Annotated in this window: 18 protein-coding genes; 4 read left to right on the forward strand and 14 right to left on the reverse strand. The window is 57.1% G+C overall.

Annotated features, from left to right (window positions below; genetic code table 11):
- Nucleotides 1-223: 223 nt before the first annotated feature.
- Complete coding sequence (locus VF639_RS17045) at nucleotides 224-2,209, reverse strand: OmpA family protein (protein WP_331147136.1); 1,986 nt, start codon at nucleotides 2,207-2,209, stop codon at nucleotides 224-226.
- Between the two features lie 411 nt (nucleotides 2,210-2,620).
- Here VF639_RS17045 and VF639_RS17050 point away from each other — a divergent pair, with 411 nt between their 5' ends.
- A complete protein-coding gene (locus VF639_RS17050; RefSeq protein WP_331147137.1) occupies nucleotides 2,621-4,516 on the forward strand; it encodes a glycoside hydrolase family 97 protein in 1,896 nt (631 codons plus the stop codon).
- 253 nt (nucleotides 4,517-4,769) lie between these two features.
- Here VF639_RS17050 and VF639_RS17055 read toward each other — a convergent pair whose 3' ends face one another.
- The 8 genes from VF639_RS17055 to VF639_RS17090 all read right to left on the reverse strand — a co-directional run bounded on the left by VF639_RS17055 (nucleotide 4,770) and on the right by VF639_RS17090 (nucleotide 14,778).
- On the reverse strand, nucleotides 4,770-6,236 hold the full coding sequence (locus VF639_RS17055; RefSeq protein ID WP_331147138.1) for a 3' terminal RNA ribose 2'-O-methyltransferase Hen1: 1,467 nt from the start codon (nucleotides 6,234-6,236) through the stop codon (nucleotides 4,770-4,772).
- 197 nt (nucleotides 6,237-6,433) lie between these two features.
- Complete coding sequence (locus VF639_RS17060) at nucleotides 6,434-8,620, reverse strand: choice-of-anchor I family protein (RefSeq protein ID WP_331147139.1); 2,187 nt, start codon at nucleotides 8,618-8,620, stop codon at nucleotides 6,434-6,436.
- 67 nt (nucleotides 8,621-8,687) lie between these two features.
- The gene (locus tag VF639_RS17065) at nucleotides 8,688-9,533 is read right to left on the reverse strand and encodes a class I SAM-dependent methyltransferase (protein WP_331147140.1); all 846 of its coding nucleotides are present in this window, start codon (nucleotides 9,531-9,533) and stop codon (nucleotides 8,688-8,690) included.
- Nucleotides 9,526-10,578, reverse strand: a complete 1,053-nt coding sequence (locus VF639_RS17070) for a hypothetical protein (RefSeq protein ID WP_331147141.1) — start codon at nucleotides 10,576-10,578, stop codon at nucleotides 9,526-9,528. Before VF639_RS17070 ends, VF639_RS17065 begins: the two co-directional genes overlap by 8 nt.
- Before the next feature lie 202 nt (nucleotides 10,579-10,780).
- Complete coding sequence (locus tag VF639_RS17075; RefSeq protein ID WP_331147142.1) at nucleotides 10,781-12,262, reverse strand: GH1 family beta-glucosidase; 1,482 nt, start codon at nucleotides 12,260-12,262, stop codon at nucleotides 10,781-10,783.
- A gap of 145 nt (nucleotides 12,263-12,407) precedes the next feature.
- Nucleotides 12,408-13,430: a glycosyltransferase family protein gene (locus VF639_RS17080; RefSeq protein WP_331147143.1), complete on the reverse strand. Its 1,023-nt coding sequence runs from the start codon at nucleotides 13,428-13,430 to the stop codon at nucleotides 12,408-12,410.
- A gap of 239 nt (nucleotides 13,431-13,669) precedes the next feature.
- Complete coding sequence (locus VF639_RS17085; protein ID WP_331147144.1) at nucleotides 13,670-14,563, reverse strand: UDP-2,3-diacylglucosamine diphosphatase; 894 nt, start codon at nucleotides 14,561-14,563, stop codon at nucleotides 13,670-13,672.
- Complete coding sequence (locus VF639_RS17090) at nucleotides 14,560-14,778, reverse strand: hypothetical protein (protein WP_331147145.1); 219 nt, start codon at nucleotides 14,776-14,778, stop codon at nucleotides 14,560-14,562. Before VF639_RS17090 ends, VF639_RS17085 begins: the two co-directional genes overlap by 4 nt.
- A gap of 241 nt (nucleotides 14,779-15,019) precedes the next feature.
- Between VF639_RS17090 and VF639_RS17095 the strand changes: the two genes are divergently transcribed.
- Nucleotides 15,020-15,580 carry a hypothetical protein gene (locus VF639_RS17095; RefSeq protein WP_331147146.1) on the forward strand — a complete coding sequence of 187 codons (561 nt, stop codon included), beginning with the start codon at nucleotides 15,020-15,022 and terminating at the stop codon, nucleotides 15,578-15,580.
- 143 nt (nucleotides 15,581-15,723) lie between these two features.
- Here VF639_RS17095 and VF639_RS17100 read toward each other — a convergent pair whose 3' ends face one another.
- Both VF639_RS17100 and VF639_RS17105 read right to left on the reverse strand, forming a co-directional pair.
- Nucleotides 15,724-16,236: an NUDIX hydrolase gene (locus tag VF639_RS17100; RefSeq protein ID WP_331147147.1), complete on the reverse strand. Its 513-nt coding sequence runs from the start codon at nucleotides 16,234-16,236 to the stop codon at nucleotides 15,724-15,726.
- The gene (locus VF639_RS17105) at nucleotides 16,227-16,526 is read right to left on the reverse strand and encodes a hypothetical protein (RefSeq protein ID WP_331147148.1); all 300 of its coding nucleotides are present in this window, start codon (nucleotides 16,524-16,526) and stop codon (nucleotides 16,227-16,229) included. The genes VF639_RS17100 and VF639_RS17105 overlap by 10 nt, the downstream gene beginning before the upstream one ends.
- Before the next feature lie 93 nt (nucleotides 16,527-16,619).
- On the opposite strand from VF639_RS17105, the gene VF639_RS17110 reads away from it, so the two are divergent.
- Both VF639_RS17110 and VF639_RS17115 read left to right on the forward strand, forming a co-directional pair.
- On the forward strand, nucleotides 16,620-18,050 hold the full coding sequence (locus VF639_RS17110; protein ID WP_331147149.1) for a DEAD/DEAH box helicase: 1,431 nt from the start codon (nucleotides 16,620-16,622) through the stop codon (nucleotides 18,048-18,050).
- Between the two features lie 202 nt (nucleotides 18,051-18,252).
- On the forward strand, nucleotides 18,253-18,750 hold the full coding sequence (locus tag VF639_RS17115; protein WP_331147150.1) for a hypothetical protein: 498 nt from the start codon (nucleotides 18,253-18,255) through the stop codon (nucleotides 18,748-18,750).
- 177 nt (nucleotides 18,751-18,927) lie between these two features.
- On the opposite strand, the gene VF639_RS17120 is transcribed toward VF639_RS17115, so the two are convergent.
- The 3 genes from VF639_RS17120 to VF639_RS17130 form a co-directional block, all read right to left on the reverse strand.
- Complete coding sequence (locus VF639_RS17120) at nucleotides 18,928-19,095, reverse strand: hypothetical protein (protein WP_331147151.1); 168 nt, start codon at nucleotides 19,093-19,095, stop codon at nucleotides 18,928-18,930.
- 756 nt (nucleotides 19,096-19,851) lie between these two features.
- Nucleotides 19,852-20,565 carry a helix-turn-helix domain-containing protein gene (locus tag VF639_RS17125; RefSeq protein ID WP_331147152.1) on the reverse strand — a complete coding sequence of 238 codons (714 nt, stop codon included), beginning with the start codon at nucleotides 20,563-20,565 and terminating at the stop codon, nucleotides 19,852-19,854.
- 447 nt (nucleotides 20,566-21,012) lie between these two features.
- On the reverse strand, nucleotides 21,013-22,797 hold the full coding sequence (locus VF639_RS17130; RefSeq protein ID WP_331147153.1) for a L,D-transpeptidase family protein: 1,785 nt from the start codon (nucleotides 22,795-22,797) through the stop codon (nucleotides 21,013-21,015).
- Nucleotides 22,798-23,065 lie beyond the last annotated feature (268 nt).

Genomic DNA, 23,065 nt, shown 5'->3' on the forward strand with positions numbered 1-23,065 from the left:
GCTATGCGGCCCAAACCCCCACACTTCTATTCTTGTAGCAGTCTTAGCACTTTCTAAGTACCACTAGATGTGTTTTTTTAGTTAACTTAAGTTACGGAGTAGCCGCGTATCGACTGAAGGTTTGTAGCCCTGAACTGGTCGTGTGAGGTCGCGCCGCGTAGCGGTGCCAGAGACGCTTGTTATGCTAGCACAGCTATGTGATGCAGGCCCCGGCATAATCTTTTCACCGTCCACCTGTCACGCGGAACTCCACTCGGCGGTTGAGCTGGCGGGTGATTTCGCGGGCGTTGCTGGCGCGGGGCTGGCTCCCGCCGAAGCCTACACTGCTGATACGCTGCTCGGAAATACCAAGCCCGACAAGGTAGATTTTCACGGCGGCGGCCCGCTGCTCACTTAGGATCTGGTTTTTCTCGGCCGGCCCCACGTTGTCGGTGTGGCCGCGTATCTCGATGAGGAGGCTGGGGTCTTCCTTGAGCACGGTTAGCAGCTGGTCGAGGGTGGCGTAGGAAGCCGCGAGCATGCGGGTGGTGCCTTGGTCGAACTGCACGTTTTTCAGGCGGAGCGTGGTGCCAACGGTGAGGGGCTGGAGCAGGATATCCTGCACGTAGGGGCCGGTCAGGGTGGTATAGATGCTGTCGGTGGGCAGGTAGCTGACGAGCTGAGCATGTGCCCTGTAGGCCCGGTCAGGACTAACAGGCACGGCAAACGTACCCTCGGGGGTGAGGGGCACCTTGGTTTCCGCTCCGCCCCCATTCAGGCGCAGCTGGGCTTGGGGCAAGGGCTGAAACGTGACGGCATCGAGCACCCGGCCCTGCCAGGTGGTAGCCGCCGTGGCAGTGGGTGGCGCCCCAGGCGTCTTCGGTGCCTGAGGCGGGGGTACGACGCGAAACAGGTTGCAGCCCGCCAGGTCGGTATACACGCCGCGGCGCACCCGGTAAGCTTGGCCCTGCTCCATATCGACGCGGTATAGCGCTTTGGGGCCGGCCAGGTAGAGCGTGCGGCGGCCTTCCTCGTTTAGTTGCAGCAGCAAATCGCTGTAGCCGCCCCGCTCGGGGAGCCCGGCGAGCTTGGTGATTTCCGGGGCGGGCTTGCGGGTGGTCAGGTCCACGCGCAGCACCGAGCCGTCAGTGCTGTAGACCTCGTAGAGAGTGTGCGCATCATCGAGGCAAAAGTTGCCGTGCGAACCTGCCCCCGCAAACCCGATGGTTGGGTAATAAGGAGCCTTCCGCAGCGGGTCTTTTGTCCAGACGGTTGTCACCGAGCTATCGGCGGGACTGACTTTCACCAACATACCGGCATCCGAGGTCATGAAGTACAAGTCGCCCTTCTCATCGGTGGCGGCTGAAATCCAGACGTTCTCGGAGCCTTGCGCCGGCAGCTTCCAGGAGGTGTACTCGCCCTTGCGGGTGGTGGGGTTGTAGCGGTACACGTACTCGGGCCGGTTGGTGGGCGCTTTGGTGGCCGAATACAGACAATTGTCGAACCCTTTGGCCAGGGCGTAGGACTGAAATGGCAGCGCCTGCCGATGAATCTTTGGGGCCGCCGTGAGGTCGGCGGTGGAAAATTCGTGAATCGTGCGGCAGTCGTCTTCCCACGTGTCGTTGTCGTAGCGCAGGGCCGCAATGCCGTACATCTTGTCGTCGCACTGCGGGGCCGCAACGGGCGGCTTGCCTACTTTGCCCGTGAAGCGGAACGACTCCAGCAACTGTTCGCCTTCCTCTAGATAACGGTCGTCCTGGCTGCTCGCGGCTGTGTATTCCAGGCGAAACTCGGTGCCGCCGCGCCACAGCTGGCGCCCTACTACGCGAATGCGGGCCGTAGGGGCTGGTTTGGGCGCGTAGGTGTAGTGGTAGCGCACTTCCTCGTAATCGCCGGCAGCTTGTTGGGCGAGGCGCAGCACCTGAGCTTTGGGTTGGCGCTGGATGCTGCGCCGCACCGAATCTAACTGCCCCTGAGTTAGCAGGCTGGCCGTAGCGCTTTGAGTGCCGGGCAGCGGGCGGATGGTGAGCGTTACCACGGCCCCGCGGTCGGAGCCACCGGCGTCGAACGTTACCGTTGTTTTGTCTTCGGTCTGATGCCGCTGCCAGGAGCTGGGGTACGTGAGTTGGTAGTGCGCCTTGGCATCGGTGTACACTGTAGGAGCTGCGGGCTCCTGCGCGTACAGCGTCAGCCAGCTTACTGCCAGTATCAGCGTCAGCAAAACCTTCATAAGCAAAGCAGGCGAGGAAATAGATGTTGAAAGTAAAGAACCCTGCGGCATAGTGGCCGCCGATGTTAGCAGGCGTTGGCTTCTGTGGCTTTCTTCCCGTTAACGTTCATTAGCGCTTTCTTGCACCACCATCAAAGGCAAATAAAGTTTGGGTCGGTTTAAAGGGCTGATTGCCAGGAATCAAAGATTTTAAACCCACCAAGGAGGCCGTAATATTGGGGCCAATCCTACAGGCAACCTACAAAAACGCCCGAAAAATATGGTTCCGGCCATCAAGCCCACCGAAGTAGTGCCGCTGCTCGCGCCCAAGCAAGTCGGCCTGCTTGATGCCCGCACCGGCCCCGACATATCCTCTTCCTTTCCGTATTCCTGCTAAAAGTATCGTTAACCTTGGCGTTATTCCTTTCAAGTATGCTGGCATGGGCAGGCAAGCAAGATCCTATTCTTATCAGCAGCCCCGATGGTGCCGTGCGGGTTACGGTACGCCTGAGCGAGCAAGGCACGCCGGTTTACTCGGTTGCCTATAAGGACACTGAGTTAATTCGGTCTTCCCGGTTAGGTTTGCAGCTGGCTGATGCAGATTTCACGCAGGACCTGCAGCTCGGCAGCGCCAGCAAGGTGGAGTTGGTTACCGACACCTACACCCTAACCAACGACAAGCGCGCCACGTGCCGCTACCAGGCCAACCGGCGGGTGCTGGCGCTTTCCAACAGCAAAGGCGACCAACTGACTGTCGTGTTTCAGGTATCCAACGACGGCGCGGCTTTCCGCTATCTGCTGCCGGGTGAAACCAAGGAAGTGAAGCGGGTAGTGGCCGAGAAAACCACGTTTCACTTGCCGGCGGCCGCCAAGGGCTGGCTGCATCCGCACGCGGTGGCGCAGTCGGGATGGGCCAACACGCAGCCTTCCTACGAGGAATACTACAAGATGGGCCTGGCCGCGGGTACGCCCTCGGACCTGGGGCAGGGTTGGTCGTTTCCGGCGTTGTTTGAAGCGGCGGGCCATTGGGTGCTTTTGACGGAAACCGACATGGGGCGCAACTACTGCGGGGCCCACCTGGCCCACCTCTCGCCCGACAGCGAGTACGGCGTGGCGCTGGCGCAGCCACAGGAAGGCACCACCCCCACGGCCCCGGTGCTGCCCGAATCCACGTTGCCCTGGAGTACTCCCTGGCGCGTTATCGTGCTCGGCCCAACCTTGGGCACCATCGTGGAATCTACGCTGACCACGGATTTGAGCGCGCCAACCAACCTAAAAGACCAAGCCTTCATCAAACCGGGCAAGGCCGCCTGGAGTTGGGCTTTGCTCAAAGACGGCGCCACCGTCTACGAGGTGCAGAAAAACTTTATCGACTACGCCGCCGACATGAAGTGGCGCTACTGCTTGATTGATGCCCTGTGGGACAAGCACATCGGCTACGACAAAGTAACCGAGCTAGCCCAATATGCCCGCTCGAAAAACGTAGACCTGCTGCTCTGGTACAACTCCAACGGCAACTGGAACAAAGCACCCCAAACGCCCATCAATAGGCTCTACGACCCGGCAACCCGTAAAAAGGAATTCGCCCGCTTACAACAAATGGGTATAAAGGGGATAAAAATCGACTTTTTCGGCGGCGACGGGCAGTCGATGATGAATTACTACCAAGATCTGCTCGACGATGCCGCGCAGGCCAAGCTGCTAATGAATTTCCACGGTACCACCCTGCCCCGCGGCTGGACCCGCACCTACCCCCACCTGCTGACCATGGAAGCCGTGCGCGGCTTCGAGTTCCTCACCTTCGAGCAAGCCAACACCGACCAGGAGCCCACGCACTGCGCCGTGCTGCCCTTCACCCGTAACGCCGTAGGGCCCATGGACTTCACGCCGGTGTGCTTCTCCGAAATTCCCAATCACAACCGCCTTACCACCAACGGGTTCGAGCTGGCGCTGTCGGTGTTGTTTCAATCGGGCATTCAACACTACGTGGAAGTGCCGGAAAGCATGAAAAAGCAGCCGCCTTACGTAGTTGACTTCCTGCGCAACCTCCCTTCGCATTGGGACGATGTGAAATTTCTAGATGGCTACCCCGGCCAGTATGCCGTCATTGCCCGTCAAGCCAACAACAAATGGTACGTGGCCGGCATCAACGGCACCCCCATCGACAAAACCCTCACCCTCGACCTCTCGGCACTCGGCGCCCCCAAAGGCGGCACCCTCATCACCGACGGCAGGACCTCCCGCGACTTCACTTCCCGCCACTTCGATGGCAGCAAGCTGACGCTGCTTGTAAAAACCCACGGAGGTTTCGTCCTGGAGCTAGATTAGCTTGACCTGTTTGATCTGGCGCCCGTTTGTGGAAGCATCTATTTACTTGGTCACACGCCGCCAAATGAGGTAGTACGACAGGCTGTAAAGCCCGTAAGCGCAGGGTAGCGCGGAAATCCTGTGGCTTCCGTTCCGTGACGAGCAACGCGCGTATCCGGTACTGCCCCGTGTAGCTCATACAAGTAGGAACTCGCGTTGCTCGTCGCGGAACGGATTTCCTGTGGCTTTCTATGACTTCCGCGCTACCTCGGCTTTACACTGCTCTTTCAAACACGGCCATTTGTGAAGGAGCTCCTACTTGGGCGTCTTCTGGCCCAAGTGGCTCCACCCGCACCCGGTAGCCGTGACGCTCCGCTACGGCCGTGGCCCAAGCGGTAAACTCCTGTTCCGTCCACTCGAAGCGGTGGTCGGAGTGGCGAAACTGCCCGGCTGAGAGCTTCTCGAACTTTTGGTTGTAAGTGGCATTGGGCGTAGTCAGGAACACGACGCCCGGCCGGGCGCGGGCAAAGAGCACCAACTCGAATGCCGCCAGCCGGCCTTCATCTAAGTGCTCGATGACTTCCACTACGGCGGCCGCGTCGTAGCCGGCCAGGCGCGGGTCGTGGTAGAGCAGGGAGCCTTGCACTAGTGTTAGCCGCTCGCGCTGGCGCGGGGGCATTTCGGCCAGGTGCAGGCGGTCCTGCGCCCGGAGCAGCTCTTGGTACGAAACGTCCATACCCAAAATAAACTCGATCTGCGGCTGCTGTAGCAGCTGCCGCACCAGTTTGCCCTCACCGCACCCAAGGTCCAGCACCCGCTTCGCTCCTACCCGCCTGATTTCTTCGGCTATGCGGGCCAGGCGCAGGTCGTGGAGTTTCTGCTTTTCAGCTACCGGTTCCGTGGTACTCGCCGGCACCACCTGCTCGGTTTCGTTGGCCTCGTCAGCTGCGGCCGTTATTTCTGCCGCTGGCAGCACAACTCCGGCGGCATCATCGGTGGCGGCTCCCTCGGTGGCCAGCAGTCGTTTCAGCGTGGGGTTTACGTATTCAGCGAAGCGCAGATAGCGGCGCGTGATAAACTCCCGGTCGGGGTGTTGGGGCAGCCAGTCGGCGCCGCGGTGCAGCAGCTTCTCGGCTTCGGCCGGCCCAATCCAATAATGCTTGTCGTTGTCGAGGACCGGAATCAGGACGTAGAGGTGGGTGAGCAGGTCGCGGAGGCGGCAGCCAGCGTGGCGCAGGCGCAGCGTGTAGTAGCGGCTCTCGCCCCACTCCGGCACGGTGGGGTCGAGAGGATGCGCGTCGGTTTCTACGGCGTAGCCCAGGGGCGCGAACAAGCGGTGCAGTTGCTCGGCACTGCTCGCGGGCAGGGCGGCCACGGTAACTTCCAGGGGCAGCAGCGTTTCGGGGAGTTCGGGGCGGTCCTTGCAGGTGCCGTTCATGGCTGTATTGAAGGCCTTCACCAGGGCCGTGCTCAGGAAGGAAGAGGCGGCGTACGGCCGGTCATTGACGTACTGCTCCAGCGCAAATCCTTCGCCGGCCGGGCCGCGGTGGTTGCGCACCAGCGCCACCGTATCGATGTCGAGCAGTAGCGCGGCGGTGCAGCGGGTAGCGCTGGCTTCGGGGTAGAACACGTGCGCCTGGCCGTAGGCAATGTCCACGGATTGCAGCCGCGCCGGGTTTTTGTGGAGCAGGTAGCCCAGGTCGGTGGCGGGCTGATGCGTGGTGGAGATGGTGAGGAGCATATGCTTGGAACGGCAAGGGACGTGGGCAAGATACGGTAACTTATCTGGCGTGTTTTAGCCCGCAGAGGGCGCGGAGTTCTAAATCAACAGCATCTAGTTTCAATCAATAAAAAGCCCCGCCGATAACCGGCGGGGCTTTGTCGTTTTCATAATGATACGGGGGTAGTGTAGGGAGAGATAAAACACGAAAGCAATTTCTAGCGCACCACCAGCTTCGAGCTGGCACCATCTTCGGTGCGCAATACGTACACGCCCGGCGCGAGGCCCACGGTTTCCAGCTCCTGCGCTTTGCGCAGCGCGCGGACTGGTCGACCCAAAACGTCGTGGAGCGAACCGCTTACCGCCCGGCTTAGCTGCACCCGGCCGCCCTGGCTCGGGTTTGGGTAGAGGTGCAGCGGCTCGGCATTGCGGACCGCTTTGGCGCTGAGTACGCCGCGGGTCTGGATAGTATAAACCGATACCGTGCTGCTTACTTCGTTGGCGAGCAGCAACAGCGGCTGGCCAGTGGGGCTGTTGGCTGGCGCGATAAACACAATCCCTTCGGGCCCCTGGTCGCCGGTGCCGTTGGTAGTACTGCGGTTATTGATGTATTGCACCAGCCTCGGCTGAGTAGGATTGTTGACGTTGAATACGGCCACGCCGCCAATGCGCTCCAGCGAAACAAAGGCATACACCGTATCCCGGATCGTGCCAGTCGTGATGCCTTCGGGCTCGGGGCCTTTGTCGTCGGAGCGGTTCTTACGGGCGGGGTTGCCAGTGGTGTTGCTGGCGTTGAAGATGGCGCCAAACGTGGGGTCGGTGCTGGTGACGCGCTCCAGCAGGTCGCCGCTGTCGTGGACGAGCGCGCCGGTGGTAGCATTGTAGACACTAAAGGAGCGGCCGCCAAGCGCGTAAATCTCATCGAAGTCGCCGTCGCCATCGGTGTCGCCTAGTTTGTTGGTTACGTTGAGACGACCGAGCACCTGCGGGTTCTTGAGCAGCGCCGCATTCGGGAATACGGTAGGATCGAGCACGTACGCGGCTTCGCTGATACGGTTGATTTCGTTGAGAGCGTTGTATTCGCGGGCGTCGCCCTCGTTGGCCGTAATAAGGTAGCGCTGCCCGGCCACCTCGAAGGCCGCAAGGGCGTCGGGCTCCCGCATGCCGCGGACAGGCCAGTTAGCCAGCAGAATGTCCGGGGTCTGGTCGGAAGCATCAAGTGTGAAGCCGGCCTGGCGGTGGTCTTGGTATCCCACCGTGCGCAAGCTGGTGAACTGCCGGGTAGTCAGATCGAGGGTGGCAATGGCGTTATTTTCCTGGAGCGTGATATACGCCGTACGCGAATCGGCCGACACGGCCACGTACTCCGGCTCCAGGTCCTGCGCCACCGAACTCGGCGCGGCGGTGGTGCCGCCGTAGAGGCGGATGCCCGCCGCGCGCAACGTAGCCGCCTGGCTGTTGTAGCCGGTGAAGCCTACCGTCGTGACGCTGGCCTGCGTGACGCCCGCTACGCCACCCGAAAAGTCGATAACCGATACAGTGCCCTCAGGGTCCACGCTGTAGTCGGATTTGGGCTCGCCTTCGTTGGCCGTAATAAGGAGCTGGCCGTTGGGCGAAAAGGTAATCATGTCGGGCAATGCTCCTACCGTCACTTGCTTGAGGAAAGCGCCGTTCAGGTCGAAAAACACCACGCTGCCATTCTGCTGCGGGTCGGTGTTTTCAATAGCGCAGGCCACCACCCCGTTGCGCACCGCCACCGAATTGATGCCGCCATAAGGTGCGATGTTGATGGACGCCACGGGGGCCAGAGCTGCCGGGTTGGCCATGCTCAGGATGTCGAGCTTTCCGCCCACCGAGTTGGCTACGTACAGGCGCTGGCTGGTGGGGTCGTGGGCCACTATTTCGGCCGAGTTAGTACCCGAAGCCCCGTTCTGATACGAACCTAATCGGCTAAGCGTAAGGTTGCGCGACTGGGTAGGCGCTTGCGTATCGTTGTCTTTGATATACACCAGCACCTCCGTAGAACCTGCCGTGAGCGTAGCGTTGACGGGATTTTGCAGGCGTAGCGTGAAGTATTCGGCCCCTTCGGCCAGCGCGTCATCGGTCAGCGGAATAGTCAGTGTCTGGTTGACGGTCGTCTCGGCCGGGAAAGTCAGCGTCTGGGTAGCGGCATACGTGAAGTCGGTACCCGCGGTGGCTGTGCTTAGGCCGGTTACTAAGGCTACCTGCACAGTGCTGGCCGCCCCGGAGTTGGTAATAGCTACTGGAATGCTAACCGTGCCCGCGTTTTCGTTGGCTACCGCCGTAGCTGCCGTGAAGCGCACACTCTGCGCTGCGGCCGGAGCCGTCTGCAATGCCAGCATTACCAAGCTTACTTTACTTATTGCAAGTAAAATTTGTCGCATCCCAATGAATTTAAGAGTTAGTACCTCAAAGCTACCGGGAGAGTGTTACGGCATAGTTATCAGCTAATTATGGAATTGTGAAGCCAAACCCGAGTCGGCTAGTGGTTGCTGATCGTTTACTGGTGCTTTCTTCGGCTTTTGTGCGAGTAGCACTGAGGCTAGCCCAAACGCCAGCCTTTCGGTGCGTACCGCCGTCAGCCCCGCCGCCCGACAGGAAGCGGCTACAGCCTCCAGCGTGGCGAAGCGCTGGGCATAGTCTAGAAGATGAGCGTGAGCCGCCAGTGGCCCCCCTATTACCCGCAACACGCAACCAATGCTTCTTAAAGTAGCCCAAGCACAGAGCGCGCCGCCAGCCATGCACAGGAACCGTCAGCTCTACCAATGCCACCGTTCCACCGGGCACCAACAGGCGGTTTATTTCAGTAGCCAGTACCGGATAAGCAGCCGGCGCCAGGGTTTTAAGCCCGAAGGCACTCACTACGATATCGGCGGAATTAGTTGCTAGTCCGCAACAGCAAGCATCCGCTTCGTGCAAGCTTACTTGCTTGCTGCCCACCAACAGGGTACGGCGCCGGGCAGCAGCTTGTAGCATCGCGCCAGAAAAATCCACCGCTCGTACCCGGCCCATTGGCCCCAGCCGAGACAATAGTTGGGGCCACAACTCCCCGGTGCCCGTCATCAGATCAATTACCCGCTGTCCGGGTGCCAACGGGAGCCGGGCCAGCAGTTGGCGGCGCCACCACGTGGTTAGGCCGGCCGCTGGTATAGAGTGCCAGCGGTATGTAAGCGCCATAGAATTGAAGAGGTGGCGCACAACGGCGGGCTGGTAGAGCCGGGGCAGCGCGTCTACCGGACGCGGAGCGGACGTTGCCGCTTGTTGCTCCGGGGTTCCGGCTAGGAGGACCTCATTCATATTCGGCCGCACGCTGAATGGTGGTCAGTACCCGGGCGTGCATATCGTCGAGCAGATAATCGCTCCAGAGCTGCCAGTAGTCGCGCGGACCAATACTGTGTTGATACACTGTGCGGGCTTCCAGCAGGGTGCGCCCGCCGGGCAGCGGGTGCAAGCGAAACGTGCCACTATTCACTTGAAAATAGCCGTGCAAGTGCGGCGCGTGAATTCGGGGGTAAGGGCTTAGCTCCTTCATGGGCTCAGGCGTGACGGGCACTTCAAACTGCAGTTCCCGGCCCGGCACCCAGCTCGTAACGGGCAAATGCGCCACTGCACTACCCGAGTAAGCCACCCTAAGCTCACGCCGTCCGCCAGCAACCACGCGCAGCGCCGTTTGCGTTGGGTAAGCTACCCCAGCCCGGAACAGCAGCCCTACCCGCCTCGGATAGTGTACCGGCTGTATCAACACCGCCCACACTTGCGCGGGGGGCGCCTGTATTATCCGACGGGTAACCACCTCATGCGGTGGGGGCGGCGGCGTGTTCTGGCTTTCGTATGATTGCAATGCGGGGTATACCAGCACCAGCGCCGCCAGCACCGGCACCGGCCGCCGGGTACTTCCACCCAACGCAACGGCAATACCCTGCCCAAAGATGGCGCCTAATATGGCCATCACCAGGCCCACTGGAAAAGCCATCAGCACACAAATTAGGCCTTCAATGCCGCCCATGATCAGCAACCCCATCGTACAAAGCAGCGCCAGCGTGACTACCACCGCCAGTGCTGGCCGAAAAAACCGTTGTTGTTTGGCAGGCCGATTCAGATTGTAGAGCACAGAGGCGGCCAACCCACAAACCAAAGGCGAGAAAACAAACAGCGTTATGCCGTATGCCTCGAACCCCTGGGTTGAAATAGCCATCAATAAAGCGCCCAGCAAACCGGCTCCGCCTACCGCCACTACCGCGCTACCAGCCGAGCCGGAGTACCACGGTGCCACTGCTGGCCTCTTGAAAAGCTGCGGTTTACCATCTGGATCAGAATGCGGCTCATTGAGTTCAGTTAACATAACAGGCAGGAACAAGGCGTGGAAAATCCAATCAGCTAGTCCTATGCAGTTACCTTCCCTCCCCGCGCCGTTGAAAACGTAAGCGCAGTTTTACCCTCACCAGCCTTGCCTCAAAGATATTTTTTTATTTTCAATATTTATTGAAAGTTCAAATAATTATTTAATTACTTTGTTAACTATTTAACATAGTATCGGGGCTAGGCTAAACAGTCGATGCAGAAGAGCCAGGCGTTAAATACACCGATTGACTGGCCGGAGTTGAAGCTGCTCTGGGCGCTTGGTCTCGCTTTTCTCCTGCCACAAACTCACTATACCACTTCCCCGAATCCTTGATGGTGCGCCGTTGGGTTTCGTATTCTACGTGCACCAAGCCAAAGCGCGGGCCGTAGCCTTCTGCCCATTCAAAATTGTCGGTAAACGACCAGGCGAAGTAGCCATCCACGCGGGTACCTTCCTGACGGGCACGCAATATCTGCCCGATGCAGGCTTGCAGATAGGCCTGCCGACTGGCGTCATGCACACGGCCATCCGAGGTCAGCACATCAGGAAAAGCAGCGCCATTTTCGGTCACCAGCAAGCGTGGAGCATTTGGATAAGCCCCAAATTGCTTTAACATATGGTAAATACTCTCCGGATACACTTCCCACCCCATATCAGTATGGGGTACCCCACGGGGCGCGGCTCCCACCAAAGAAGCCCACAGCAAGGGCACCAGGGGCGAATGGCGCACTACCTCGCGGGTATAATTCTGTACCCCCAGAAAGTCGAAGTCAAAGGGCATCAGCTTTTCGTCGCCGGGCTTGATGTAGCGGTCCAGCCAGCCGAGTAGCGGCACATCGGCAACGGGGTAGCCCAATCCCAGGGCCGGCTCCACGAAGAGGCGGTTGAGCAGCGCGTCGGCGCGCCGGGTGGCCCGGGCGTCGCGGGCATGATTGGCCCGCCAGGGCGTAACGTAGGAACACGAAAAAGTGGTCCCAATCTGAGTTTCTGCCGGTAATACGGCCCGCAGAGCGCGGCCACCCTCAGCTTGCGCCAGCGTGGCGTGGTGCGTAGCGGCCAAAAAAGCGCCCAGGCTACGGCGACCCGGTGCGTGGATGCCTAGTAAGTGCCCGGCTCCGGTAAATACCATTGGCTCGTTGAGCACCATCCAGTTCTGTACCCGGTCGCCGAGGCGGGCCCCTACCCGTTGGGCGTAATCAGTGAACCAGCCCACAATGTCTCGGTTGGTCCAGCCCCCAAACTCTTGCAGGGTAGAAGGCAAATCCCAGTGGTAGAGTGTAGGCCAAGGCGTGATGCCCCGCTCCAAACAACCGTCTATCAACCGGTCATAAAAGTCCATGCCCTTCGGATTAACCAGCCCGATTCCGTGCGGCACCACCCGCGACCAGGAAATGGAAAACCGAAAGTCTCGGATACCCATTTGTTGCAGCAAGTCCAGGTCCTGCGGCCAGCGGTGGTAGAAGTCGGTGGCCACCTGCGCCGTCTCGCCACGTTTGATGCGGCCCTTGCGGCGCACGAAATCGTCCCAGATGCTCGAGCCTTTACCGTCTAGATTCCAACCGCCTTCCGTCTGATACGCCGCCGCCGACACGCCCCAACGAAAGTCCGGCCCGAAGTCGGAACGGGAAAAGCTGGCGGGGGTGGTAGGCGGGAAAAAAGCAGCAGGTAAAGCAGTTGCAGACATAGGACAGACAATCTGGGGCAAGGGTGGGCCCCCAGACTTTGCTAGGACAGACACCAGACGAAATTGGCTGCCCGGGCTTCGAAAAACAGAGCTACAAACAACCAAAAAGGCGGATACGTCATCCAGTTGAAAAAGTAGCGGCGCTTTAGTTTGGGTGAACAATAATTTTTTGCGTGCCTATTTCCGCCAACAGTCTATCCAACACCGTGCCTGTTTCATCGGGGTAGTCCACGGGTACCACCGTGCCCTGTTGTAGCCACTCGTCGATGGCAGCCAGGCTTTTATCCTTGAGGTTTTTCACCACCGGCACCCCCATGCCCGCCAGCGCGGCGGCGTTGCAGCTCTGCTCGTATTGATTGCGCATGGGCACCACCAACAGCTTCTTGCCCAGGTACAGCGCCTCAGCGGGCGTCTCGAAGCCTGCCCCGCACAGCACCCCGGCGCTGCGGGCGAGGCTGTCGGTGAAAGCGGCCCCGCTCACCGGCCGAACCCGCACCTTGCCGTACTCCGCCTCCTGCTGACTATGCTTGCTGAACACCTCCCAACGCACGTCGCGGCTGAGGTAGCGCAGGCGCTTCACCAGCGTCTCTTCGTCGAAGGAGGGCAGGTAGACGGTATAGTGGCCGTCGTTTTGGGGCGTGATCTGCCGGACCTGCTGCCGGATAACGGGCGTAGAGATATGCGGCTCGTACCGCTCGAAATGAAAGCCGAACTGCTGCGTCGTGGGGGCGTAATGGCGCAACACGGCCCGGCCGACGATGTCGTCGTCTTTGGGCCGGGGGGCAGCCGCGCTCAGCACCGCACTCTGGTGGCTCAGCGCCACGCACGGCACCTCGCGCAGCCGGCACGCCCACGCCGATACCGGCTCGAAGTCGCTGATAACTACGTCGTAGTCCTCGACCGGCAGCATACGCATCTCGCGCAGAAACGCCGCTGAATTCAACTGCCAGAAGGTTTTGACGAAGTTGATGCCGCCTTTCTTGCCGAAGATAAAGCCCATGCCGTGGCAGCGGTAACGTACCTTGAAGGGTAGCTGCACGTCGGCCGGCGGTCCGCTCACCAGCAAATCAACCTGCGAGGCCCGCTCGCGTAGCAGCGGCACAATATCGAGGGCGCGGCTCAAGTGGCCATTGCCGGTGCCTTGAATGGCATAAAGAATTCGGGGCATTCTTAATTAGTAGTGCTTACTTAGTAGTGCTTAGTGCTTTGTTGTTAGTGCTTAGGGCCTGAGGTTTCGTTGGTAGTAGAGACATTAGGCCATCGGCGTTGTTTCCTGAACGATGTAAAGACGCCCCATTTGGCTTTGCCGACCTTCGGTTCGCGTCTCTACATCGTTCAGGGAACTGCTATAGTTGCCGGTTTCAGTCCAACAACTAAGCACCAAGCACTAACAACGAAGCACTAAATTCAAGATCGGCGCAGTTGAAACTCAGCTAACAGCCCGTCGAGCAGCGTGGCCACGGGCATATCGGCCGCCGTATCCTCCTCGTCTATTTCTTCTATTACTTGTTCGGTGTCTTTAGGCATGTTGGGGTCGTCGGCGTAGCGGTAAAGCTGCCAGCCGGTTTTGGCGGTGTATTCCAGCGCTGTGAGGTTTTCCACCCAGTCGCCGGAATTCAGGTACACCACATCCCCTTTCGTAGTGCTGACGGGCCTGATTTCAGGATAGTGGATGTGCCCACAGGCCACGTGTTGGTAGCCTTGGTCGGCAGCAATGGTGGCGGCCGTTAGTTCGAAGTCACTTACCAAATTTACAGCGCTCTTCACCCGGTCCTTCACTGCCTTCGACAGCGCTACCCGCGGACGGCCCAAGCGGTGCAGGCCCCAGTTCACCAAGCGGTTGATTAGAATCAACAGGTCGTAGCCTTGGGCGCCGAGCTTAGCCAGCCAGCGGGAGTGGCGCATGGTCACGTCGAACACGTCGCCGTGGAAAAGCCAGGTTTTGCCGTGGGGTAAGTCCAGCACTAGCTTGTTATCGATGCGGAAGGCCCCGAGGCGCGTGCCAGCAAACTTGCGCAGCAGCTCGTCGTGGTTGCCGGTGAGGTAATGAATGTGCGTGCCCTTGGCGGCCAGTCCCGCCAGGTGGCGCACCACTCGCATATGGGTGCTCGGCCAGTAGCTTTTGCTGAACTGCCAGATATCAACAATGTCGCCATTGAGCACCAGCACTTTCGGCTTTATGCTTTTAAGGTAGCGCAGCAGTTCGGCGGCGTGGCAGCCATAAGTACCCAGGTGCACATCCGAAATTACGGCTACCTCCACGCGGCGGCGCTTCTTGGCGGATGTAGTAGGCGCTGTCAAAGGGCGGGGCGTGGTTGGAGGCGGGCGCTAGGTAGGGTGCGCCGGGTGAGCGGAGCGTCCTGCGAATCTTCGTCGGCATTATGAAACCGAAAAGGCACTCGCAGTGCCCCCACCGAGCGGAGCGCAAAAGCCAGACCTAGAGCGAGTTGAAAGAATGCATAAGGCAGCCTGCGCACCATTCGGCGCAACAGGGGCATTGAGAGGGGAGCGTGCATAAGCGAGAGCCATTTTTACCCGGCTCAAAGTTCGGGTTCCCTTATGAAGCGGGCTTTACGAGGATATTACCGTTAGGTCACGTTTCCTCGAAACCATAGGTTATCCTTCATCCAACCAGTAAACCAACCTCACCGACCGGGTGAAACGCGTTTTTAAACGAAATCTAGCCGCCTGCTTTTACCTCTTGCCTATCTTTAGGAGCCTGAAACTCTTATTTCAGTTGTAAATACCGCTTTTTCTATGAAGAGAATTATTCTCCTGGCTGCCCTACTAACTTGTACCCTATCGGCTTCGGCACAATATATGCCGGGCAAGCCCCGCAAAAAATACATGGTGGCTAAGAAGGACGAGGAGTGCCAGTACGTGCTCAACGTCACTAAGAACACCGACGAAGATGCCGAGGTAGATGCTTGCGTAACCCGCGTAGCCTACCGCCCCTACGCCGATTTGCTCACCGAACTCGATGCCCTCAAGAAAATCAAGAGTTGGGCCGACACCACCTATCAGCGTCGGTTCAGCCAGTTGCCCCCCGGCGGCGAACTCAGCGTAACCATGTACCGCCGCGGCTCCACGAACGCCGATCCGGCGCTGCTCAGCGTGGTGGCCAAAGACAAGGAAGGCAAAGAACTATTTAATCTGCCTGGCCTGGAAGCCGGCAACGGCCGCTTCTGGAACCGCGACTTATATATGAGCAAACGTACTATACCATTTGTTAAAACTGACACCCCGCAGGATTTGACGGTTCTAATCAACGACGCCAAAACCAAGCAAACATTTGAGTACATCATAAAGACCCAATAGATTTTATTTATCTTATAATTAGCTATTTATAAATTAATAAACCCCTGACTACTGCAGTAGCCAGGGGTTATTTTTTTACACATATGGTAACAAGCTACGTAAGTAGGCCAAGCATAGAAACGTGAGTTTCTCTAATACTTATTTCATTTTCGAAGCTGCACCCACTGTGCGGCTATCAGCGTTTTGGCGTCCTCGAATTGCTGCTTTACTAGTTGCTCATGCGTGAAAACAACGGTTTCGATTTTCTCGCTCTCCTCTTCCAGCCCTCCCCCCTCGCCGCTCTTGTTGCTGACTTCGGCAAAGAAAATGGTGATGACTTCGGCATTAGCCCCCGGCGAAGGATAAATGCGGGCAATTTGCTCTAACCGGTCCACGTCGTAGCCTAGTTCTTCCTGTATCTCGCGGCGAATAGCGTTTTCCGGCGTTTCGTCGCCGTCTACCATGCCGGCGGCTATTTCCACCAGTTCTGACTCCGCCCCTACCCGAAACTGCCGGGTTAGTAGGTAACGCTGCTGCTGCGTATCCCACACGAGAGCCCCAACGGCGGTTCCCGGCTCGAACCGCTCCCGCTTCAGTTGCTCGTCGCCATCTTGTACAGTGAGCAACCCCACTTTAAAATGGCCATTGTAGGCGGTTTTTCGGTTGATTATTTCCATGGGACAAAGCAGATGTTAAGAATTTTCAGAAAAGTAAACGGAAAATCCAGTTGCAGGTGTTGATGAAGTTCTATTCTGCGAAGCCAGCCATCAAACAGCGGCTGTTTCGCCAGCTTATCTTTCTCAGCAGCAGCACTCCGTTTATTTTTTATACGACTTTCTTTGCTTGCCAGGATGCCGTTCAGTTTGTGCGCAATTACTACTGTTGAGCCATTTTTTTGTTTTTCAAACCTGCTTTGCATCTGCATTTTTTGGTGCCGATGAGGGTGATAAAAGGCGACGTCGTTCATTTCGCCGCAAAACCACCGACCTTTGCATTCTTGCTTAGTACCCACTGCCCATCTGGCCACCATTAGGGCGCGGCCTCGCTTTTTTTCTTTTTGATGTCTTTCGACGAATTAAACCTGATTGATCCTATCCTGCGTGCCCTGCACGAGGAAGGCTATACGACCCCCACTCCTATTCAGCAGCAGGCTATTCCGCAGGTGCTGGAAGGCCATGATCTGCTAGGGGTGGCTCAAACCGGCACCGGCAAAACCGCCGCCTTCACCGTCCCGATTCTCCAGATTCTGCACCAAACGGCGCAGGTAGAGCGTCGGGCGCCTGGCCGCATTCGTTGCCTGGTGCTCACCCCAACCCGGGAGTTAGCTATTCAAATCAACGAGAGCTTTGGGGCCTATGGCCGCCATTTGCCCAAGCTGCGCTCCACCGTCATTTTCGGGGGCGTGAGCCAGCACGCGCAGGTTCAAACCCTGAAGCGCGGCGTAGAAGTGCTGATTGCCACCCCCGGCCGCCTGCTCGACCTCATGAGCCAGGGCTTCGTGGACCTGCGCAACGTGGAAGTGTTTGTCCTCGACGAGGCCGACCGGATGCTCGACATGGGCTTCATCCACGACATCAAGCGCATTCTCCCCAAGCTGCCGACTACGCGTCAAACCTTGTTCTTCTCGGCTACCATGCCGGCCCAGATTCAGGAGTTGGCCAACAGCATTCTGAAGCCCAACCCGGTGAAAGTGGCCGTTACGCCCGTATCAAGCACGGCCGACACGGTCACGCAAGGGGTCTATCTGGTCGATAAGAACGACAAGGCCGACTTGCTGGAGCACGTGCTCAGGGACGAAGCCATCAAGCGGGTGCTGGTGTTCACGCGCACCAAGCACGGCGCTGACAAGGTGGTGAAAACGCTGGCCAAAGCCAACATTCCGGCCGAGGCCATCCACGGCAATAAGTCGCAGAACCACCGGCAGCGGGCGCTTAGCAACTTCAAGGCCGGCACCACCCGCGTGTTGGTAGCCACCGATATTGCCGCCCGTGGTATCGATGTCGACGACCTGACGCACGTTATCAACTACGAAGTACCCAACGAGCCGGAAACCTACGTGCACCGTATTGGCCGCACGGGTCGGGCCGGGGCCTTCGGTACCGCTCTCACATTCGTGGAAGACGAGGAGCGTGCTTATTTGCAGGACATTCAGAAGCTTATTCGCCGCCAGATTGACCTCGTAGCTAACCATCCGTACGCCACTCGCTCGGTAGCGCCCGTGTTACTGAATGGTAGCGAGTCTATTAAGCGGCCCAAAGGACCGGCTGGCCGGCCCGCACGGCCGGGTCGGGAGGGAAATGCCCCCCGTAGCTCGCGCCCCAGCCACGAAGCCGGAGCCCAGCGGGGCGGTCCCGACCGTAACCGGGCCACTGGCAACCGGCCGGCCGCCTCTTCTCGTCCTTCGGGCGAGCGGGCAGCGGGCGGCGCTAGTGCTAATTCTGGCCAAGGTCGTCGGCCCTACCGCGGCGGCAATAGCAGCAACGAGCGCTAGCGCGAAGCCGCTTACCCCATTATTAAGTTGAAACAGCCCCGGCGTCTTGCCGGGGCTGTTTTAGTTTCAAGCTAGGGGCAGTAGTACCGCAGCAAAGAGGCACTAAACAGCTTGTTTATTGAAACAAATCAGCGGTAGTTAGTATTTTACAAGCAGCGACTACACAGCCGCTGGTATCTATTTCTCTGACGACGTTTGTTTTATGGCTCACAGCACTCTTCCCGTCATTCAGGCACTCCGCGACACGGCTCAGCGCCTAGCTACTCAGGCTCCGTACCAATGGGGCCACATGGGCAGCTGCAATTGCGGCCACTTGGCCCAAACCATCACGAACCTAACCAAAGGTGAAATTCATGCGCGCGCCATGCAGCGCTACGGCGATTGGGAGCGGCAACTAATCGATTACTGCCCCACCAGCGGCCTGCCCATCGATACTACTATCGATGAAATGCTGGCCCTCGGCTTTACCCGCTCCGACCTAACGCACTTAGAGCGCCTCTCCGATCCAACCATCCGGGGTGCTATTCCTTTCGAGCGCCGCGATGCGCTACGCCATAACCAGCGCGACGACGTAGTGCTGTATCTGCGCACGTGGGCCACGCTGCTTGAGAACCAGTTGCTGGCTGGCATTCAGTTGCCAGACCTGTTGCCTAGCGCCACTGTTGCTACTTTTACCGGCAGTCCGGTGTTAGCCAGCTAATACAACTGACCTCTCTCTTGTTGAGGCACAACTATAAAGCCCCACCAGACTTGCGTCTGGTGGGGCTTTGTCATGCGGTGAAGAGTTGCGGTTATATCAGCAAAGAAACTGCAGCAGCCACGCCTTTGAAGGCCATAGGTTGGTCTTTGCGCAGCTACCAAGCACTTGGGCGCTGACTTAGTTGGCGTTGCTGCGTTGCGCCTCCCGGTAGCCTGCCTGACGGTGCTCACGCTTATAGGCAGCATCTGCATCAGGATCTTTTTCGGCATCGGGAGCCTGCGAGCAGGACGAGAGGAAAAGTGGGGCGCTGACAACGAGCAGGAAAAGCAAACGGAATTTTTTCATAACCCAAAGGTAAGCACCACCCCGAAAATCGCCAAGCTTACTCTTGGCTAAACTATTTGTAGTGGCGTGGCTGGCAAAGTAACCCGACCTCAAACCGAATTGTTTACAGATATACATCTGTAAACAACGGGCACTGGCAACTACCAACGCCTCCCGGATAAGACTATCAACGCAAAGAGAATTTAAAAGTTGATGAGTTATTTCAGGCTTCCCCACAAAACGTTCTGCTGCATAATAGGTGCCCTAGACTGAAAACTATAATTGCCCGAGTTAGTGCATCAATACTTTAGTATAGCTAAACTTGTTAGCGGCTCTAGCAATCTGTCTTTTATTAATTTTCCCTACCTCAGGCTATGTTAATTCTCTTAGCATTCACTCAAATAAACCGGCAACATTTTAGTAACAAATATTATTGACTTAATCAAATACAGTACCATAGTTATACTACATAAATCACTACTTGATATTATCGTCTTATTTTACTGAAATTAAGAAAGTTAACGATTAGGTTTACCCCGAAAACACCAATTAGAACCTACTATCATCACTTCTACACTATTCTAACATCACCTAAACGTATCTACTTGAGATATAGCAGCAAATTAGGGTCTATATCCTGCTCCTCTGCGACCAAGAAAGGAAGGACTGACAAATTGCACTACGTACTAGTGTGCAGTACTACCCACCACTTGACAGCCTAGCACTATTATCCCTAGCCGTTAAGCTGCAACATGTGTTCAAAGGCAAGGCCTGATTCTATTTGCTATCAGGCTGGTAGTCAGTGAATGTGTTGTCTTGATAGAAGATGACGATGCGGCGGATGACTTTACCAGGCTCGGCAAAAGGCTGAGCAATTGAGGCTGCGGCGGTAGATGTAGCGGCCGGAATAGCAGCGGCAGCAACAGCAGCGGCTGCTGCCTTAGTAGCAGCCGCAGGATTGCCGCTAGTAGGTTCGGGCGCTACAGATACCATATTCATTGCAGCGTGCGCCGGGTTGTTTGAAGCCGAATTGGTAGGGCCAGAGGGATAGGGTACTGTTGCGGAGGTCGGGAACAGTGGCAGAGATGGCGCTTCCTGTAAAAGGGAAGAAGCTGCATCAGTTTCAATAGGCGCTTCTGGAGCACTTACGCCAAGCACGGCTGTATCCGATAGCGTCTTGACCTTGCCAGGGACAGGACGGGCAGCTTCTGACGCTTTAGCACCCCCACGACGGGCAGTTGGCGCCGCGGCAGAAGCATCTAGGGCTGTACTTGCTGTTTCTTTAGCCTCCATGGTCCCAGTGCCACTTAGCAACCACGACAACGACAGCTTAGGAAAAGCCGCTATTATTTTCTGCACTACTTCCAGGCTCGGCTTGTTGCGGCCACTCAATATGTGGCTGACGATAGGCCGTGCTACGCCTATTGTATCAGCAAACTGCGTCGGCGTGAGCTGGCGGGCACTTAAAATTTGTCGAATTCGGTCAACCATAGCCTCTAAAAGCATTGATTAACAAATGTACAGCAATAATGCTTCAGGCTACTGCTGGCCTTCTTAGTTAAACAATGTAAACTAAGTAACCCGTAGACATATGCCTAATGTCAATTGTAAATATGCCTTACTAGCTGATTACAATTGTAATACATATGTAATCAGCTGTAGCATGAGTTTGGTGAGCGTTATGAGTTCTTGTTTTTTGACGCGGAGGCTATCTTGGCTGTTGTGTGTTGCCATGTTGCTAGCAACAGTCTGCTGCCTCAACTCAGCGGATCATTGTTATTTAGGCGCTAGGCACTTCGATATCTGGATCCTACCCGCATTTATATTAATAAAAGCCCCACCTACTGCTAAAGCAATAGGTGGGGCTTTTGTTGATCTTTATATAGCAACCTGCTTACACTTACTTATCGGAAAGACAGGCTGCGAAGTAGGTGACGCCTAATTAAAGTACTCTCTGGCTAGCGACTTGTCGTGGCCATAAATATCATCGCGGAAGTTGACGTTGCCGTTTTCATCGACCCAGGTTGTGAAGTAAACCAGGTACACGGGGATTTGCTTGGGCAGACTAACGTACTGCTCCTGCTGGCCGGCAATAGTTTCCTCTATCCGCGCCAAGTCCCAGCCGGGTTTGTCGCGAAGTAGATATTCGGCTAGCTTCAGTGGCTCTTCCACTCGCACACAGCCATGGCTGAAGCCCCGCTTGGCTTGGCTGAACAACTCGTCGTGAGGCGTGTCGTGGAGGTAGATATCCTGCGAATTCGGGAAGATAAACTTCACGTCGCCGAGGTCATTTTTGGGGCCCGGACGGCGGCGCAAGGTGTACTTCCAGGTGGCCTGTGTTACGTTGGCCCAATCAATACTGTTGGGGTCGACGGGCGTGGCTTTGGCGCCCCAACCCTTCACTACTTCCATGTCCAGACGGTCGAGAACGGCTTGCGCGTTGGCCGCCAGCCGTGGGCGCATCTCCTTGTCGATGATGCTGAAGGGCACGTTCCAATAAGGAGCCAGCACCACCGATTCCATCTTGTCGCTGAACACCGGAGTTGCGTTAAGCGTCTTGCCCACGATGACCTTCATGTTGAAAGCTTCCTTGTTATTTTCGATAACGTGGAGCTTGTAATCGGGGATGTTTACGAGCAGATAGTTGGGCTCGAACTTCTTCGGAACCCAACGCCACCGCTCCATATTAATGATGATTTGGTCGATGCGGTTAGCCACGGGCACGTTGAGCAGCCGCAGGGTTTCGCCCGCTACTACCCCATCGGGCTTAAGGCCGTTTTGGGTTTGAAACGCCTTCACGGCCGCCACTAAATCTCCTTCATATTTCGCGGCGGGCGCCGTATTGGCAGGTGCCGTAGTCGACTTATTTGCGACCGTTTGAACGGGGGTTTCCGAACTGTTGGACGCTACCGGAGGCGCGCTATTAGGCGCTGCTTTTTCTCCCAACAAACGCTGACGCAGCAGCGCAATTGCCGGAGATGCCTGCCCGGGTTTGAGTTTGGTGGTCGCCGGAATAGTAGGCCAGCCGCCGTTGCGTTGGATGTCGCGGTAGTTGGCCAGTGCCTTTTTTAACTGGTCGTATTCCGGGTGCAGGGGCTCGAACTCGTAGTACGGATACGTGCTTTCCCGCTCCTTCAGAATCGTCATCAGGGCTTTGTGCAACTTAATTTTGTTACGCTTCACATCCCAGGCCACGCTCTTTACTTTGCGCGGGTCTACGATGCCCCGATAGAAATCGGAAGCCCAATTGAAGTAAGTGCCGGAAAGAGCCACATCAATCTCCTTCTCCAAGGCGTTTCGCTTGGTGGAATCGCTCTTAACAGCTTCTAAATCAGTGAAAAGTTTGTTGAAATCCTTGGTTTTGTAGTCTTTCGGATCGAGCCCTTCATCAGCGGCCTTATCAAGCACGCCGAGCATGGTTTTGGCTTGGGGCACCAGCTCATGGTCGCGAAACCAACCGAGGCGGAACCCCCGTTCCCGGTAGAACTTCTTGGCCCAGTCAATCTGGTCTTTGAACTTAGGCTCGGCACTCATGTACTTAACGATGTACACGCTGTCGAGTTTGGGTTGCGCGCCGCCCGCTTTACCAGACAGGTTCGGCAACGACTCTTTTATCTGCGCTTTCTGCTCTTGGCTGCACGAAGACGCAGCCGCGAATACTGTCAGGCTAATCAGCCAACACAGCAGCGTGTAGAGGAAAGCAGGTTTAAATAATGAATTCATGCAGAGAGGTGGGAATAATCAAGAACGAACGATTACCTACTGCGGGGGCTGGTGCAAAAAGCTATCCAAAACCAACCGAACAGTTAGTTGCGCGTTCTACTGATTTCCGAGTTGATAAGTTGCTCGTTTTGCAGTATTCTCCACTGCCTGCAAGTTAGCGGGTTTTGCCGATACACTTGTTATTCGCACCAGCTATTGTAAAGGCCGTCACTTAGCGCCTCCTGCATTTCGCTTAACCTCTCATGGCCTTCAGGCTTCACTTCCAAGA

Source organism: Hymenobacter sp. (genome assembly GCF_036387835.1).
Taxonomy (GTDB): Bacteria; Bacteroidota; Bacteroidia; order Cytophagales; family Hymenobacteraceae; genus Hymenobacter.

Bases quoted from the DNA above. Each gene is read 5' to 3' on its own strand.
- VF639_RS17045 (WP_331147136.1), bottom strand. From the start codon at position 2,209: ATGAAGGTTTTGCTGACGCTGATACTGGCAGTAAGCTGGCTGACGCTG.
- VF639_RS17050 (WP_331147137.1), top strand. From the start codon at position 2,621: ATGCTGGCATGGGCAGGCAAGCAAGATCCTATTCTTATCAGCAGCCCC.
- VF639_RS17055 (WP_331147138.1), bottom strand. From the start codon at position 6,236: ATGCTCCTCACCATCTCCACCACGCATCAGCCCGCCACCGACCTGGGC.
- VF639_RS17060 (WP_331147139.1), bottom strand. From the start codon at position 8,620: ATGCGACAAATTTTACTTGCAATAAGTAAAGTAAGCTTGGTAATGCTG.
- VF639_RS17065 (WP_331147140.1), bottom strand. From the start codon at position 9,533: ATGAATGAGGTCCTCCTAGCCGGAACCCCGGAGCAACAAGCGGCAACG.
- VF639_RS17070 (WP_331147141.1), bottom strand. From the start codon at position 10,578: ATGTTAACTGAACTCAATGAGCCGCATTCTGATCCAGATGGTAAACCG.
- VF639_RS17075 (WP_331147142.1), bottom strand. From the start codon at position 12,262: ATGTCTGCAACTGCTTTACCTGCTGCTTTTTTCCCGCCTACCACCCCC.
- VF639_RS17080 (WP_331147143.1), bottom strand. From the start codon at position 13,430: ATGCCCCGAATTCTTTATGCCATTCAAGGCACCGGCAATGGCCACTTG.
- VF639_RS17090 (WP_331147145.1), bottom strand. From the start codon at position 14,778: ATGCACGCTCCCCTCTCAATGCCCCTGTTGCGCCGAATGGTGCGCAGG.
- VF639_RS17095 (WP_331147146.1), top strand. From the start codon at position 15,020: ATGAAGAGAATTATTCTCCTGGCTGCCCTACTAACTTGTACCCTATCG.
- VF639_RS17100 (WP_331147147.1), bottom strand. From the start codon at position 16,236: ATGGAAATAATCAACCGAAAAACCGCCTACAATGGCCATTTTAAAGTG.
- VF639_RS17105 (WP_331147148.1), bottom strand. From the start codon at position 16,526: ATGAACGACGTCGCCTTTTATCACCCTCATCGGCACCAAAAAATGCAG.
- VF639_RS17110 (WP_331147149.1), top strand. From the start codon at position 16,620: ATGTCTTTCGACGAATTAAACCTGATTGATCCTATCCTGCGTGCCCTG.
- VF639_RS17115 (WP_331147150.1), top strand. From the start codon at position 18,253: ATGGCTCACAGCACTCTTCCCGTCATTCAGGCACTCCGCGACACGGCT.
- VF639_RS17120 (WP_331147151.1), bottom strand. From the start codon at position 19,095: ATGAAAAAATTCCGTTTGCTTTTCCTGCTCGTTGTCAGCGCCCCACTT.
- VF639_RS17125 (WP_331147152.1), bottom strand. From the start codon at position 20,565: ATGGTTGACCGAATTCGACAAATTTTAAGTGCCCGCCAGCTCACGCCG.
- VF639_RS17130 (WP_331147153.1), bottom strand. From the start codon at position 22,797: ATGAATTCATTATTTAAACCTGCTTTCCTCTACACGCTGCTGTGTTGG.